This window comes from Clostridioides sp. ES-S-0005-03 (assembly GCF_020658455.1).
In the GTDB taxonomy this organism is placed as follows: Bacteria; Bacillota; Clostridia; order Peptostreptococcales; family Peptostreptococcaceae; genus Clostridioides.
The window spans coordinates 14394-29681 of record NZ_JACVWI010000002.1; the positions used below are offsets into that span (position 1 = coordinate 14394).

General features: G+C 29.5%; 15 protein-coding genes. 2 read left to right on the forward strand and 13 right to left on the reverse strand.

Annotated features, from left to right (window positions below):
• Positions 1-9 precede the first annotated feature (9 nt).
• On the reverse strand, positions 10-945 hold the full coding sequence (locus IC218_RS09290) for a DUF1177 domain-containing protein (RefSeq protein WP_227434506.1): 936 nt from the start codon (positions 943-945) through the stop codon (positions 10-12).
• A gap of 263 nt (positions 946-1208) precedes the next feature.
• Positions 1209-2270: a DUF917 domain-containing protein gene (locus IC218_RS09295; protein ID WP_227824270.1), complete on the reverse strand. Its 1062-nt coding sequence runs from the start codon at positions 2268-2270 to the stop codon at positions 1209-1211.
• A 171-nt stretch (positions 2271-2441) separates the two neighbouring features.
• Here IC218_RS09295 and IC218_RS09300 point away from each other — a divergent pair, with 171 nt between their 5' ends.
• Entirely contained in the window at positions 2442-3311 is an 870-nt protein-coding gene (locus tag IC218_RS09300; protein WP_227482138.1) for a LysR family transcriptional regulator, read from the forward strand.
• Between the two features lie 122 nt (positions 3312-3433).
• Here the strand turns inward: IC218_RS09300 and IC218_RS09305 are convergent, their stop codons facing one another.
• Complete coding sequence (locus tag IC218_RS09305; protein WP_227824271.1) at positions 3434-4240, reverse strand: nitrilase-related carbon-nitrogen hydrolase; 807 nt, start codon at positions 4238-4240, stop codon at positions 3434-3436.
• A 13-nt stretch (positions 4241-4253) separates the two neighbouring features.
• A complete protein-coding gene (locus tag IC218_RS09310; RefSeq protein ID WP_227434502.1) occupies positions 4254-5486 on the reverse strand; it encodes a cytosine permease in 1233 nt (410 codons plus the stop codon).
• 507 nt (positions 5487-5993) lie between these two features.
• On the opposite strand from IC218_RS09310, the gene IC218_RS09315 reads away from it, so the two are divergent.
• Entirely contained in the window at positions 5994-6188 is a 195-nt protein-coding gene (locus IC218_RS09315) for a hypothetical protein (protein WP_227824272.1), read from the forward strand.
• 9 nt (positions 6189-6197) lie between these two features.
• On the opposite strand, the gene IC218_RS09320 is transcribed toward IC218_RS09315, so the two are convergent.
• From IC218_RS09320 to IC218_RS09360, 9 genes are all read right to left on the reverse strand, one after another.
• The gene (locus tag IC218_RS09320) at positions 6198-7040 is read right to left on the reverse strand and encodes a PTS system mannose/fructose/sorbose family transporter subunit IID (protein WP_227434500.1); all 843 of its coding nucleotides are present in this window, start codon (positions 7038-7040) and stop codon (positions 6198-6200) included.
• Positions 7024-7782, reverse strand: coding sequence for a PTS mannose/fructose/sorbose/N-acetylgalactosamine transporter subunit IIC (locus IC218_RS09325; RefSeq protein WP_227434499.1), 759 nt, complete (start codon positions 7780-7782; stop codon positions 7024-7026). The genes IC218_RS09320 and IC218_RS09325 overlap by 17 nt, the downstream gene beginning before the upstream one ends.
• A gap of 16 nt (positions 7783-7798) precedes the next feature.
• Positions 7799-8269 (reverse strand): PTS sugar transporter subunit IIB, encoded by a 471-nt coding sequence (locus tag IC218_RS09330; RefSeq protein WP_227434498.1) that lies wholly within the window; start codon positions 8267-8269, stop codon positions 7799-7801.
• Positions 8269-9012, reverse strand: a complete 744-nt coding sequence (locus IC218_RS09335) for a BtpA/SgcQ family protein (protein WP_227434497.1) — start codon at positions 9010-9012, stop codon at positions 8269-8271. The genes IC218_RS09330 and IC218_RS09335 overlap by 1 nt, the downstream gene beginning before the upstream one ends.
• Before the next feature lie 3 nt (positions 9013-9015).
• A complete protein-coding gene (locus tag IC218_RS09340) occupies positions 9016-9429 on the reverse strand; it encodes a PTS sugar transporter subunit IIA (RefSeq protein ID WP_227434496.1) in 414 nt (137 codons plus the stop codon).
• Positions 9430-9453: 24 nt separating this feature from the next.
• Positions 9454-10206, reverse strand: a complete 753-nt coding sequence (locus IC218_RS09345; RefSeq protein WP_227434495.1) for a GntR family transcriptional regulator — start codon at positions 10204-10206, stop codon at positions 9454-9456.
• A gap of 333 nt (positions 10207-10539) precedes the next feature.
• Complete coding sequence (gene aspS / locus IC218_RS09350; RefSeq protein ID WP_227434494.1) at positions 10540-12327, reverse strand: aspartate--tRNA ligase; 1788 nt, start codon at positions 12325-12327, stop codon at positions 10540-10542.
• A gap of 73 nt (positions 12328-12400) precedes the next feature.
• Complete coding sequence (gene hisS, locus IC218_RS09355) at positions 12401-13663, reverse strand: histidine--tRNA ligase (RefSeq protein ID WP_227434493.1); 1263 nt, start codon at positions 13661-13663, stop codon at positions 12401-12403.
• Entirely contained in the window at positions 13653-15212 is a 1560-nt protein-coding gene (locus IC218_RS09360) for a coproporphyrinogen III oxidase (RefSeq protein ID WP_227824273.1), read from the reverse strand. Before IC218_RS09360 ends, hisS begins: the two co-directional genes overlap by 11 nt.
• Between the last annotated feature and the right edge of the window lie 76 nt (positions 15213-15288).

Here is a 15288-nt window from a genome sequence, read left to right on the forward strand (position 1 = left end):
AAGACAACTTTATTCTTCTCCAAAAGTTTGAAACTTATCTAAGCTTCCATATCTATTCATTAAAATATTCCATTCATGTTCATCATAAAACTCACAATTTCCACCACAATAGTGTTTTGCTACTTCAACAACAAATCTTCCTGCACTCTCTAAATCAGAATAATTACTTGCTCCAGTTGCACATCCAGCAACTGTTGTCTCAGTTGTTATAGCAACTCCTACTACAGGTGCTTTTGTAGCTACAGCAGGCTGAAGAATACTATTTATATGGTATAAACCATTTCCATATGGAGTTATATCTTGTATTGACACTGGAAATACGTAAGGAAGTCTTCCTGTAGTAGTCTGCATTATGTCTAATAAATCATTACTTGTTTTTAGAATATACCCTTCTTTTATTGTGGGAGATATAGCAAAACCTCTTGTATTTATAACTCTATTCCCTTTAGTTGTATCTATTGATAATATAGCATCACAGCTTAAATCAACTTCATTTTCATTCATAGTTCTCATATCAATTGGAGAATCCATAAATGGAACTGGTTTATGTTCTTTAGTAGGTGCATCTGGACATATGTGAGTTGAAACTATTACATCTCCATCAATAAAATCTCCCTTATTCTGCATGTCCAATAATTTTGCTCCTACTGCTATTGCTACTAAAGCTCCATCAGCGTCAGAAACCATACCTATCATTTCTGGTCTTGCTCCAATTCCTCCTAGTCTTCCTAAAACACCTAATGTCTTAGCTGTTCCTCCTGATGATTTTCCATTTTTTCCTGGTATTGTAAGCTTTACTAAGTCAGTAGACCCTTTTTCCGTACCTAAAGTTTTTACTAATATATTCTTCCCACCATAGCTTTCCAAATATTTTTTTACACATTCTCCATCTACTTCTGCGCTATCAATAATATCATAAACTTCCAAAACTTGTTTTAACATCATATTTGCTCACCATCCAATTTTATTTCTTTTATTTATAGTTTTTGTTTAAATATTTTTACTTTTATTTTTATAAATATTACAGCATTTTTTATTTTATCTATATTTTTATAAACTTTTTCTTATTATCTTTCATATCTTATTTATTTTTTTATTTTTATAAACTTTTTCCTAAGTATTTGTTTTATTTATAGTTTTATAGGTATTATATTGCTCATTAAATTTAATCAATTTTAATTCTTCAATCAATCAAATTACTACATATCCTAATTAACTCCAATTATTTTTTTATTTAATATATCTTCTATATCTTTTAATAATTCTTCTTGTGTCATTGTTATTGAAAGTTTTAAATTTTCTTTAGAAGTTTTTATTAAAACTATCTCTTGCCCTTCTCTGATTTCTGCTGATGTAACAGGCATGCCTGTGTTTTTATCAAAAGTCATAATTAAGTCTGGAAATGTTGCTATTCTATTATTCTCTTTTTCTATTGTCATATATTCATTCCAAAAAGTTACCTCATAACCATTTACAATCAATTTACCTACATCAAATCCACCTGTAGTTTCTAACTCTAAAATTTCTATTGTTCCTTCTGAAACTACATCTCCATTCAAAAATTCGACAACGTTGTTTATTGCTTTATCTTTTGATATTTCTAAACCTGAGTAAAACTCTCTACCCAAATCTATTGCATGGCTTATACCTCCTATAGCAGCATTTTCTTTTACAACAGATGCTTTTACAGGATTTCTAGCTACAGCAACTAAACCTTCTGCTGCTACAGCACACTGTCTAACAAGTCCTGCTGTCTTATTTAAAGACCCCTCTACAAATCCCTCTATATGATTATCAAGTTCTGGATTTCCACCAGACACAGCTTGATAAGACTTATATGTTTTATCTCTATGTAATCCAAGGCTCCCCATCACGCCTGTTGGATGGGCTCTACCATTGCAAGGTGCATCTATTAGTGGTATTTTAAGTACAGAAGACTGAAGCCATCCATTTATTGTTGCACATCCTCCATTTTCATTTGTAATAATACCTTGTATATCTAATCCTAGTTTATCAATAAATATCTTGACTGTATTTATATAATCATCATTATCAGCATACTTGAGTGGTGCTGCTGGAGCTCCTACTGCTGATACATTTAAGACAATTGCATCATCATGTAATTCATCTATACTTATTAGATTTGGAAATCCATGTTGTAAGGCATATTCCCCCATCTCTCTTCCACTTTCCTTTGCACCACCACCTCCTCCACCTAAAATTGTACCTCCTATTAAAGCATATTCTAATATTTCCTTAGTTAATTTCATATTAAATATCTCCTTTATTAGTTAGATTATGTAAATGTATTAGTAAATATTTACATAACTTTATGCCATATTATAGTTTATTATACAAGCTTTGTATTATAATGTATAATATATAATTAATTATCAAATTTATATAATTCAAGTTATATTAAAAGAGGTGTATTTTATATTATGGATTTATTGCATCTTAAGTATTTTCAAACTGTCGCTAGAATGGAACACATAACAAAAGCATCACAAAAACTAAATATAGCACAACCAGCTTTAAGTAAAACCATATCTTCTTTAGAAAAAGAACTTGGGGTTCAGTTGTTTGATAGAAAAGGAAGATATATTGTACTAAATGAATATGGTAGATTATTTCTAAAAAGGGTGGATAGTATTTTAGATTTAGTAGAAATGTCAAAAAAAGAATTACAAGATATTTCCTTAGAAAACTCTGGTGAAGTAAAAATATTAGCTACAGCAGCTGCTAATGTATTACCGCCACTTTTGAGCAACTTTAGAAAACTATATCCTAATATTACCTTTAATGTTTCACATACTCTACCATCGTCTTATAAGAAAAGTGATTTTGATTTGTATATATCTTCTTCATTTACAAAATTAAACTCAGAAAATAATATAACATTAACCTGCGAGGAAATATTATTAGGAGTTTCAATAAACCACTCTCTATCCTTAAAAGATGAGGTTTATCTAAATGAAGTTTCAGATGAAAATTTTATAGTTATAACTAAAGGTGAGAATTACAGAGAAATAATAGATATATTATGTGAATCAGCTAATTTCAAGCCCAAAATAGCCTTTGAATCCGATTCTCCATATACAATCTATGCTCTTATAAAATCACTTCAAGGAGTTGGATTTATATGTGGAAAATCATGGGGCTTATCTCGAGACCCTGAAATTAAACTATTACATATAAAAGATATTGAATTTAAAAGATATTTAAATCTTTCATGGTTTAGTGAGAATTATGCATCTAAAGCAGTCTTATTATTCAAAGACTTTCTTATAAACTATTTCAAAAATCTTTAAACCAAAGCTGGTATTATTAAAGAGGATATATCAAACAGAGTTAATAACTTTATCTTTAGCGTTTGACATATCCTCCTATTTTTATTTTTTATCAAAATTGTACCTTAACATATAATGTAAAATTATATATTGTAACTATTTTTTCTGTCTTTTAAGTATGGAATATCGTTCCTATATTTTTCTATTTCATCTAGGTCAATCTCTGCTAATATATATTTTTCTCTATATGTATCTAATTGACTTATTATAGTTCCTCTAGGATTGCATATTTTACTCTTTCCAAACAGTATCAAATTAGGGTCATTACTTACTAAATTTACTCCTACTGTATACACAGTATTTTCTAAAGCTCTTTGAGATACGTTTAAATCCCACATATCTTCATCTTGTATTCTCCATGCAGAAGGTATAAATATTATTTCAGAGCCTTTTAATGTCAACTCTCTAGCCACTTCTGGGAATCCTGCATCATAGCATATCATTACACCAAATTTACCAAAATCAGCATCATATACATCTACTTTTTCCCCTGCTTTAAAGTATACTGCTTCTAATGACCATAGGTGATTTTTACAGTATTCTCCCATCATATTACCTTGTCTATCGAATATAACAGCTGAGTTGAAAACATGTGTAGAGTCCTTTTCTAAAGTTCCATATGGAGATATTAGGTATACATTATTTCTTTTAGCTGCTTCTGACATTGATTCTTCTATGTATTTGTTATGTTCTCTTATTAGGTCTAATGTTTTAATTCCACCTAAATATTCTAAGTTATATCCTGTAGCAAATAATTCTGGCAAACAAATAATATCTGCACCTTGATTTCCCAAATCATCTATCATCTCTACTGCTTTTTCTATATTTTTTTTAACATCTCCAAGTACACTATGCTGTTGAATTATACCTATTTTCACTTTACGACTCATACAATTTCCCCCTTTATTTATCCTTACTTCCAAAACATTTCATTAGTATATAATAAAGAATCATACTTACTACAATTCCATTTATTGGTGGTATTAAGAAACTTATTTTTGAAGTATAATATGATGCTGCAAAACCAATTAACCAACTTATTACTGCAATCCAATTTATTCCTTCTCTGTGTTTATAAGTTCTTCCTTGTATAAAATAATATTCACACCACATAATTCCTGCTATAGCTGGAACTGCTATTCCTAAGAAAGATAAGAACGATTGGAATTTGAATATTATACCAGTAGCTGCTATTGTTGTACCTATTAGACCTGCAACTAAAGTTAATACATTTCTCTTTACATTTGGAAAAATAGTTTTTAGTGCCAATCCACCAGAATAGGCATTTGATACATTGGTTGACCAAGATGCAAGTATTAAAATAACAAATGCTATCCATCCAAATCCTAAATTAGCCAATACTTCTGTTATATCCCAAGTAGGAGCACCCATAGACATTACACCTGCTGCAACTTGTTGGAACAATGAAATAATACCTAATCCTAAAAAACCAATTATCCAAATATCTTTTACTCCCCTTGTATATCTTAATTGGTCAGGTGATATAATCGCACCGACTATGATAAGACCAACAACCATATTTAATCCTTCAACCATGCTCATTGTTGTTTGAGGAGTGTAATTGTAGATAGCTTCAACTCCATAAGTAGAAAAAGCTTTAAAAACTCCCCAAGCCATTAATATTATAAGTGGTGGTATAACTAAGTAATTAAACTTAGCCATTGCCTTAAAACCATACAAAGCGAAAACTACCATTAATAATCCAAGTATAACTGTGACTAGAGTTAAGTTTACACTTGGAAATATTTTTTGTACTGATAATCCCGCAACTCCTGCTTGTACACCAAACCAACCAAAGCTAGTTATTCCAAGCAATAGAGATATTAGATATTTTCCACCTATCTCTCCAAATGCCCCCTTAGCTAATACATATGTATTTAACCCTTCTTTACAACCAATATAACCTTGTATCATAATAATTGCGACTAATATTAAGTTCCCTATAATTGATGTAATAATCATATTGGAAAGAGTCATTCCTAAAATTAAGGTTCCTCCAACCATTAATTCTGATATGGCTATATTAGAGCCAAGCATATTAAATAATGGAGCTAACCATCCAACTCTTTCCTCTTTTGGAACTGGATTTAAAACTAATTCTTCTCTCTCTTGCAAGATTATCCCTCCCTTTCTTTGTAAAAGAATCTTTTCTACTTTTTTCTACATTTTTTTCACCCTTGATAGTTTTTTTTCTTTCTATAATTATAATTCTACTCTACAAAAAAGTATAATATATAGTTTATTATCAATTTGATATAATTTAAGTTATATATAGATAAATAGTCTAAAATTATTATTTAAATTTAGACTATTCACACATATTTTAAATTTATTTCAGTTTTATTAGAATTATACTTTTTTTATTAAAATTTTATAGTATATAATTTATTCTCAAATATTTTTTATAATAGCTTATAAATACTTCAATTTTCACCTATTCTAACTTATTTTTAGTGAATTTATTACAACTTTACTAATTAAATTTAGTCTAAATTTTCTGATTATTATTATGAAAATAGTTTTTAAAACAAAATTTACTCAAAAACGAATTCATGATAAAATTTTTAAAATACAGTATTTTTATTATATTGAATATGAATACAAAGGAGGATGTGTAAGATTATGGCTAGAAGACCAAAGATAAAGATAACTTTAATGGATAAAAAAGAAAAAGGTGCTTGCCACTATAGGCATAAAATTGGTGATTTATTTGAACTTAGTATTTACTTTTTATTCAAAAGGGGAATCGCCTATTTTTTAGTACGCCCCCCCTTTATATATTTCAATTGTAGAAAAGATTATCGAAAATCATATTAATAATTTTACTTATACTACCCCAATTGCAGCTAATATTATACAAATAATCATAACTGAAATTAATATCGTAGTTGTCTTGACTTTTTTTCCTAATAACCAATACATAATTCCAAATATCATAGCTGGAAGCATACATGGCATTATTTGGTCTAAGTAAGTTTGAATAGGCTCTGCCCATTCTCCACTCCCTACATTAACACTAAGTTTTAGTATTACATTAGAGGCGGTCATCCCTCCAATTACCATAAGCCCTAGCATTGATGCTGCTTCCATAACTTTTGAGACTATATTTGAACCACTTACATCTTTAAAAAATTGAGTTCCATACTTAAATCCTTTATCTAGACATATATAACGAATAATAAAGTGAGGAATATTTATTATTAGAAGGAATAAAATTGGACCCATTATATTCCCCTGAGAAGCTAAAGCTATACCAACTCCAGCTGCTATAAGCTTTAATGTTCCCCAGAAAAATGAATCTCCTATTCCAGAAACTGGACCCATTAAACTTGATTTAACAGCATTTATACTCTTTGCATCAAACTCTTCATTCTTTGCATTTTCTTCTTCCATAGCTCCAGATATACCAACTAAAAGAGTACTTATATGAGGTGTAACTGACATAAATTCAAGATGTCTTTTTAAAGCTTGAGATTTTTTTTCTTTATCATTTTTATATAATCTACGGATTATTGGTGCCATCGTATATGCATATGCTATATTTTGCATACGTTCGTAGTTCCAAGATGAATCTAATGTTAAAGACCTTCTAAAACATTTCCAAAAGTCTTTTCTTGTTATTTTGCTATCTGGCGAAATTGTTTCTAATTTCTTAGAATTCGTTGTCATCTACTACTACCTCCTTTTCTCCTAAAAAGTTAACATATATTAAAGCTACTGCTAATCCAAATAATGCAACTCCTGTTACTGTTATTTTTAAATAAGCAACCATTATAAAACCTAATAATAGGAATGCTATCGTTTTCTTATTAAGCATCATTCTAGCTAACATGGCAAAACCTATTGCTGGTATCACGCCTGCTGCAACATCCATACCATGAATTACATATGATGGTATAAATGAAAGTATTTTTTCTATTACTGGAACACCTAATGAGAATCCTGTACCTACTATTATTGCTAGTATTAATTTATTGCCTATACCAAATAATAATTGTATACGTTCTACGCCCTCAATGTTACCATCTTCTGCATAACGGTCAGCAAGATGAGCTCCCCATGTAAGTACTACTGTCATTAAGAAGTTGTCTATAAGTAATACTAAAGTTGCTATAGGAACTGCAAGTACAACTGCTGCTGATACATCTTGACCAGTTAATATTACAAATGCTGTAGCAATAATAGAACCAGATACAAAGTCAGGAGGATTACTTGCTCCAACTGGGAATGCACCCATAAATACTAGTTCTAATGTTGACCCTATTACTATACCTGTACGTAAATCTCCTAGTGCTAAACCAACAAGTGGTGCAACAACTATAGGTCTATTATGCATTGTAGAACCTACAAAACAATGCATATATGCAAAGAATGCAATTAGAGTTATTAGAATAACTTGTGTAAATTCCATTTTTATCCCCCTAAAATTATATTAGTTTCATTACATTTGTAGCATCATCATCAGGAACTAATTGTACGAATACATTTACACCTTCTGAATCTAATTCTTTAATCATGTTTATATCATCCTTTGATACATGAACTGCTTTAGATATATTTTCACGATTATCATCTGATTTTGTTCCACCAAGGTTTATTGATTTAATAGATTTAACTTCTTTAGATAGTCTATAAACATCTTCTACAGATTCACAAAGTATCAAAAGATTGTATTTGTCAGTTACACCTGAATTAAGTGCTTTTATAGAATCTGCTATACTTTTCATTACAAGTTTGACATTAGATGGCTTAGCCATTTTAAGCCCTGCCATTCTTAAATCATCCTTTAATAGTTCATCACTTGCTATTAATATACAATCTGTATTTAAAAACTTTGTCCATGTAAATGCTACTTGTCCATGTATAAGTCTGTGGTCTACCCTTACTAATTTAATCATTATAATTCCTCCCTAATTTTTTTTATTTCATCCATAAATGTTTTTACGTGTTCTGCACTAACATCTCCAAAGTCTTGGTAATTATCTTTGAAGTAACTTCCTATTATTGCCATATCCCCTATCTCAAGCTGCTTTTTTGCATTTTCTAATGTAACTCCAGCTGCAATAACTAAAGGGAAATCTCCTACATTTTTGCGGAATAATTCTATTTTTTCCATTGATGTTTCTTGCCCTGTAGCATTTTCTGTAACTGCTATAGCATCACATCTTGTCATTCCTATCTTTAAATCTTCTTCAACAGTATTTTCTGATAAAACTGGTTGATACTTAAAACGTACCCCTCCAATTAGATAAGCTTGACATTTTGAACGGTGTAATTTGAAAAATTCTTCTAAAGTAGCCTCATCTCTAGGTTTGACATGACCTACTACAGAGTCAACTTGTACATAGCTTGCATTATATCTTGTTGCTAGTTCAAATCCCATAGTATCAACATTTAAGCAATTTACTCCATATGGTATTGACAAATTAGATTTAGATACATATTCAAGTATTCTTTCTAAATCATAGTAATTGCCATAGTAATTTTCTAACATTATTCCATCTACACCATTTGCTTCTAAGATACTAATTTCTTTTTTAGCTCTTTCAAAAATATCATCTGAAGTATCTCCCTTTAAGTGTATCATTGCTATAATTGGCTTTTTATTTTTAAAAACTGATAATATTCCCTTATTGTCCATAAACTAAAATACCTCTTCTTCTTCATTTATTTGTAATGTTACATTTTGTATTCCCATTCTAGATTCTTTTGCTAACTGTTCTGCATCTTCAGTTGTTAATTTATCAGAAAATCTTGTAAGAAGCTCTAATACCATATTTAAGTTCATTCCTGAAAATAACTTAACATTATGTAACTTAGTTAACCTTAACATAGCAGTACATACACTTGCTCCGTATAAATCAGATAAAATTATATATTCACATTCTTTATCTTCTACTATTGTTTTTTCTAACTCTAAAGCAAAATCTGAAGCGCTTTGTCCAGGATATAAACTGTATGAATTAACGCAATTTGCTAAATCTCCTACTATCATTTTTACTGAATCTAAAAGCCCTTTTGAAAAGTCTCCATGAGACGCTAATATTATTTTTCTCATATTTATTCCTCTCCTAAGTGTAAATTATATTTCTGCTGATACTGCATATTTATACTTATCACTTCTTATAAATTGTTCATTGTAATATAAAACATCATTATTCTCTGTATATACTAATTGTCTTACTTTTAATAATGCCATATTGCTTGCACATTTAAGGTGGTCAGAATATTCTTTGTTTGAGTGTTTTACTTCAAATATATTTTCCACACGATTAGGTAGTGTACTTATATTATTAGATATAACTTCCATTAAAGACTTATCTTCCAGCTCTTCTTTTAATAAAAACATGTAATCTATTCTAAAGTAATCAACTTCAAAAATAACAGGTACTTCATCTATTAATCGAAGTCTTTTAATACATATTATCTTCTCTTCTAGTTCAATATTTAAAGCTTCAGCCACCTGCTTATCAGCTTTTTTTATCAAAATAGAGATTATCTTAGTACTTGGTTTTGCATTAATACGATGACAAGAATTAGTAAAACTATTTCCTGCACATGTTGCTTCTATTCTCTCTGGAATAGTTACATAAGTTCCTTTTCCACGCTTTTTACATAATATATCTTCTTTTACAAGTTCATTAAGCGCATTTCTCACAGTTATACGACTTATATTAAACTCCTTACATAGGTCTACTTCAGATGGAAGTTTATCTCCTGGCTTATATATACCAGCTGCTATTTGTTTTTTTATGTTGTCATATAGTTGTTGGTACAAAGGAATAAATGAATTTACCTCTAAGTCCATTTCTTTTTTTTGCTTTTTTTCATCCATTTTACTCACCCCCTCATGTAGTATTTTTATAACATTATATAACAAGTTCTTTATTACATATTATAACAACTCGAAATCGTTGTCAATTTATTTTTAAATAATTTTTAATTTGGTAATTTTTTAATTTTTTTGTCTAATATAGTATTTTATTGTTTGTAGTATCAGGTAGGAATAGTTTGGATTATTAATCTAACAGAATTCTTTTTTAGAATTGTGTAAATAATAATTAATGTTACTTTTAATTGACAATTATTACTATTAAATAGTACAAAAAAAAGACGTCACCCTATTTTTAGTGCGACAGTCTTTTATATATTATTTCTTATTCATATATTATTCTTTATCTTTTATATCAACTTTTATACTTAATTCATCCAATTGCTCATCATCTGCTACTGTAGGAGCATTTGTCATAGGACAAACAGCATTTTGATTTTTAGGGAATGCAATAACTTCTCTTATATTTTCAGCTCCTGCAAGCAACATAACAAGTCTATCAAGCCCAAAAGCTAGACCAGCATGAGGAGGAGTTCCATATTTGAATGCTTCTAATAAGTAACCAAACTTCTCATTAGCTCTTTCTTCTGTAAACCCAAGTGCCTTAAACATTCTTGATTGAACATCTGAATTTGATATTCTAACACTTCCTCCACCTATTTCATATCCATTTAATACAATGTCATAAGCTTTAGCTCTTAAAGATGCTTTATCTCCATCTTCTAGTTTATCTAAATCTTCATCCATAGGTGATGTAAATGGGTGATGCATTGCTGCAAACTTACCTGTTTCTTCATCTTCTTCAAAAACAGGGAATTCAGTTACCCATAATAAATTATATACATTCTTATCTAGTATATTAAGTCTATTTGCCACTTCAAGTCTAACTTGTCCTAAAGCATCAAATACTACTGAGTTTTTATCAGCTACAAATAAAAGTAAATCTCCTGCTTCTGCATTCATTCTTGTAAGTATAGCATTCATTTCATCTTCGCTAAAGAATTTTGCTATTGGAGAAGTTACTCCATCTTGACCTACTTTCATCCAAGCAAGCCCTTTTGCTCTATATGTTTTAGCATGTTCTTCTAATGATGATATTTGTTTTCTAGTAAAATCGTCAGCTTTTCCTTTTACATTTATACCTCTAACGCTTTTTCCTGGTTGTGTAGCATCAGCAAACACCTTAAATCCACAATTACAAACGACATCAGATATATCTGTTAGTTCATAACCAAATCTAGTGTCTGGTTTGTCTGAACCATATCTAGCCATAGCTTCTGCATAAGTCATTTTAGGAAGTGGAAGTGTCAATTCTACATTTAAAACTTCTTTAAATATAACTTCAAGTAATCCTTCAATCATACTCATAACATCTTCTTGTTCAACAAAAGACATTTCACAGTCTATTTGTGTAAATTCTGGTTGTCTATCAGCTCTTAGGTCTTCATCTCTAAAACACTTAACAATTTGGAAATATCTATCCATACCACTTACCATTAATAATTGTTTGTATAATTGTGGTGATTGTGGTAATGCATAAAATTTACCTGGATTAACTCTACTTGGTACAAGATAATCCCTTGCTCCTTCTGGTGTTGGAGCAATTAAAAATGGTGTTTCTATTTCACAAAATCTATTATTTGATAAGTAATTTCTTGTAATATTCATTACTTTATGTCTTAACTTTAAATTTCTTTGCATAGATGATTTTCTCAAGTCTAAGTATCTATATTTTAGTCTTAGTGCTTCTGAAACATCATCATCATCTTTTATATAAATAGGTGGAGTTTCTGATTTATTTAAAAGTCTAAGTTCAGTTGCAAATATCTCTATGTCCCCAGTTGGCATGTTAGGGTTTTTAGACTGTCTTTCGCATACTTTTCCTTTTACTGCTATTACAAACTCAGCACCTAATTTTTCAGCTTTTTCAAAAGCTTCTTTATCTACATCTGTATCAAAAACTATTTGGCATAATCCACTTGTATCTCTTAAATCAACAAATACAAGTCCTCCTAAGTTTCTTTTTTTCTGTACCCATCCCATAAGTACAACTTCTTCATTTATGTTTTTTTCTCTCAACTCTCCACAGTAGTGAGTTCTCTTTAAACCCTTTAAAGTTTCCAAGATACTACCTCCATTTTATTTAATTTTAATGCTATATATTTATCTAATACACAAAACATCATACTTTCTTATTTTACAGCTTTTGCTTTAATTCTTCAACTAATGTACTTAATTTTACAGTAGTTTGCTCTGATGTTTTCATATTTTTTAATGTTGCAGTGTCATTTTTTAGCTCGTCATCACCAATTACTATTGTAAATTTTGAATTTATTTTATCTGAATACTTAAATTGTGCTTTTACACTTCTTTCTATATGGTCTTTATCCGCACTTATATGATTTTGTCTTAAATCTTTCAACAATTTAAAGCTTCTTGTATTTGCTTCTTCACCTATAGTTACTATAAATATGTCTGTAGATTGAGGGTTTTCTATTTCAATTCCATTACCTTCAAGTGTAAGTAAAAGTCTTTCAATCCCTAGTCCAAATCCAATTCCACTTATACCTTTTGGACCACCTAGTTGTTCAACAAGACCATCATATCTGCCTCCACCACATACAGTACTTTGAGCACCTATATCATTAGATATAATTTCAAAAGCAGTTTTTCTATAGTAATCTAACCCTCTAACTATTGTTTTATCAATTACAAAGTTTATATTCATTTCCTTTAAGTATTCTTGAAGTTTATCAAAGTGAACTTTACAATCATCACACAAATGGTCTGCAATAAATGGTATATCTTTGATATTTTCTTTACATGTAGGGTTTTTACAGTCTATAACCCTCATTGGATTTTTTTCTCTTCTCTCATTACAAGTTTCACATAATATATCTGCTTTTGAATCAAGATATTCTTTTAATAAAGCATTGTACTCTTTTCTACAAACTGGACAACCCACTGAATTTATACTCACTACCAAATCATTTAATCCAACTTCATTAAAAAATTGAACAGCTAGTGCTATTATTTCAGCATCCATTGAAGGAGTATCACTTCCAAGTGCCTCTATACCAAATTGATGAAATTGTCTCTGTCTACCAGCTTGTGGTCTTTCGTATCTAAAACAAGGTGTAACATAAAATAATTTTGTTGGTTGAGTATCTGCATATAATTTATTCTCTATAAATGCTCTTACTACACCAGCTGTACCTTCTGGCTTTAGAGTAATTTCTCTATCCCCTTTATCTTTAAAAGAATACATTTCTTTTTGAACTATATCTGTAGTATCTCCAACACTTCTCTTAAAAAGTTCTGTATGTTCAAATATAGGAGTTACCATTTCCTCATACCCATATAAAGCACATATTTCTCTAAATTTATTTTCTACATAACGCCATTTATAAGCCTCTTTTGGAGTTATGTCTTTAGTTCCTCTAGGAGCTTTAGTCAACATTTTTATATACCTCTTCTTTCTTCCTTTTTATCATTTCATCTACTCTATCAATGTATTGTTCAACATTCTTTACATTTTCTACTCTTTCAATTCTATCTTCATCTACATAGACAAATTTTGATATAGCACCTGCACCCAAGGCATAGTTGCTTTGTTTTTCCTCCATAATTTGTATATTGTAAATACACTCATATCCTTCTTTAGCATAACCTATATTTTCTAAGTTACCTAGCATATGTTTTTGTCTGTACATATAATATGGATTAAGTCCCATATCCTTGGCATATTTCATTGATAAATCTATCATTTTTATCATTTCTTCATACTGAGTTAAATGTTCTTTGTACTTATCCATATTTATATTTAGGTTAGAAGCTCTTTTTATAGCTAATGTATGAACTGTAAGACTTTCAGGAGAAAGCTTTTTTATTTCCTCTAATGTATTTCTTACCATGTCTAAGTCTTCATCTATAAGACCTAAAATTATATCCATATTTATATTGTCAAATCCCATATTTCGAGCCATATTAAAACATTCTACTAAATCAGAAACTTTATGTTCTCTTCCAATTTTAACTAAAGTATCATCATTCATAGTTTGAGGATTTATACTAATTCTACTTACATTGTGTTTTTTTAATACACTTAATTTTTCTTTGGTAATAGTATCTGGTCTACCTGCTTCTACCGTAAATTCTTTAATTTTGCTTAAGTCCAATTCTCTAAAGAGAGCATTTATAAGTAAATCCAATTCTTCCTCATCCAATGTAGTAGGAGTTCCACCACCGATATATAGAGTTTCAATTTCTTTATTAGTATCCTCAATAACTTTGGAAAACCCTTTAATTTCTTCAATCAATTTATAGACATATTCTCTTTTTAAATGGCCAAATTGCTTTAACGAGTTTGAAGGAAATGAACAGTATACACATCTAGTTGGGCAGAATGGAATACTTACATAAAGAGAAATTTTATTTTTGTCTATCGGATACATAAATAAGCGTTCTCTTTTAGCTATTTCAAGAGCTAAATCTATTTTCTCATCCATTATAAAATAGTTCTCTTTTAGAATAGTTCTTATACTATCATCATCTAGTCTTTCATCCATCAGATTGTGGACAATTTTGACTGGTCTTATACCAGTCAAAATGCCCCATGGAACATAAGAATTAAATATTTGTTTAAGTACTATAAACATACTTTTTTTAATACTTTCTTTGCATAATTTTCTAATCTTTCTCTTACTTTCACTGTCTAGTCTATCTAAAAACTCTTCAATCGTATTATTATTACAAAATCCATTTAAAAACTCCGTATTTATATCTTTGATATTTTGTATTGATTCATACTTTAAGTTACCACCTTCATAATATTCAGTAATTGAAAGTAAAGTATCATTTTCACAAATCAATCTATTTATTAAATATCTTGACTCTATACTATTGCTACAATCAGCAAAGTCATTAAATTTAAATTCACTAGTAAACAATTTTATAAGTTCTGCTACTTCATACTTATAATCATGTCCTTTTAAAAAAACATCCAACATCAACTTAACTCCTTCTATTTAAACACTAGAAGAACCCCATCACTGATACATTTATTAAATATTTGATACTATTTTT

Coding starts and splice junctions, on each gene's coding strand:
- IC218_RS09330 (WP_227434498.1), bottom strand. CDS start 8,269: ATGATTAAATTAGTAAGGGTAGACCACAGACTTATACATGGACAAGTA.
- IC218_RS09340 (WP_227434496.1), bottom strand. CDS start 9,429: ATGAGAAAAATAATATTAGCGTCTCATGGAGACTTTTCAAAAGGGCTT.
- IC218_RS09290 (WP_227434506.1), bottom strand. CDS start 945: ATGATGTTAAAACAAGTTTTGGAAGTTTATGATATTATTGATAGCGCA.
- IC218_RS09315 (WP_227824272.1), top strand. CDS start 5,994: ATGGCTAGAAGACCAAAGATAAAGATAACTTTAATGGATAAAAAAGAA.
- IC218_RS09345 (WP_227434495.1), bottom strand. CDS start 10,206: ATGGATGAAAAAAAGCAAAAAAAAGAAATGGACTTAGAGGTAAATTCA.
- IC218_RS09295 (WP_227824270.1), bottom strand. CDS start 2,270: ATGAAATTAACTAAGGAAATATTAGAATATGCTTTAATAGGAGGTACA.
- IC218_RS09335 (WP_227434497.1), bottom strand. CDS start 9,012: ATGGACAATAAGGGAATATTATCAGTTTTTAAAAATAAAAAGCCAATT.
- IC218_RS09305 (WP_227824271.1), bottom strand. CDS start 4,240: ATGAGTCGTAAAGTGAAAATAGGTATAATTCAACAGCATAGTGTACTT.
- IC218_RS09325 (WP_227434499.1), bottom strand. CDS start 7,782: ATGGAATTTACACAAGTTATTCTAATAACTCTAATTGCATTCTTTGCA.
- IC218_RS09320 (WP_227434500.1), bottom strand. CDS start 7,040: ATGACAACGAATTCTAAGAAATTAGAAACAATTTCGCCAGATAGCAAA.
- hisS (WP_227434493.1), bottom strand. CDS start 13,663: ATGTTGACTAAAGCTCCTAGAGGAACTAAAGACATAACTCCAAAAGAG.
- IC218_RS09360 (WP_227824273.1), bottom strand. CDS start 15,212: ATGTTGGATGTTTTTTTAAAAGGACATGATTATAAGTATGAAGTAGCA.
- IC218_RS09300 (WP_227482138.1), top strand. CDS start 2,442: ATGGATTTATTGCATCTTAAGTATTTTCAAACTGTCGCTAGAATGGAA.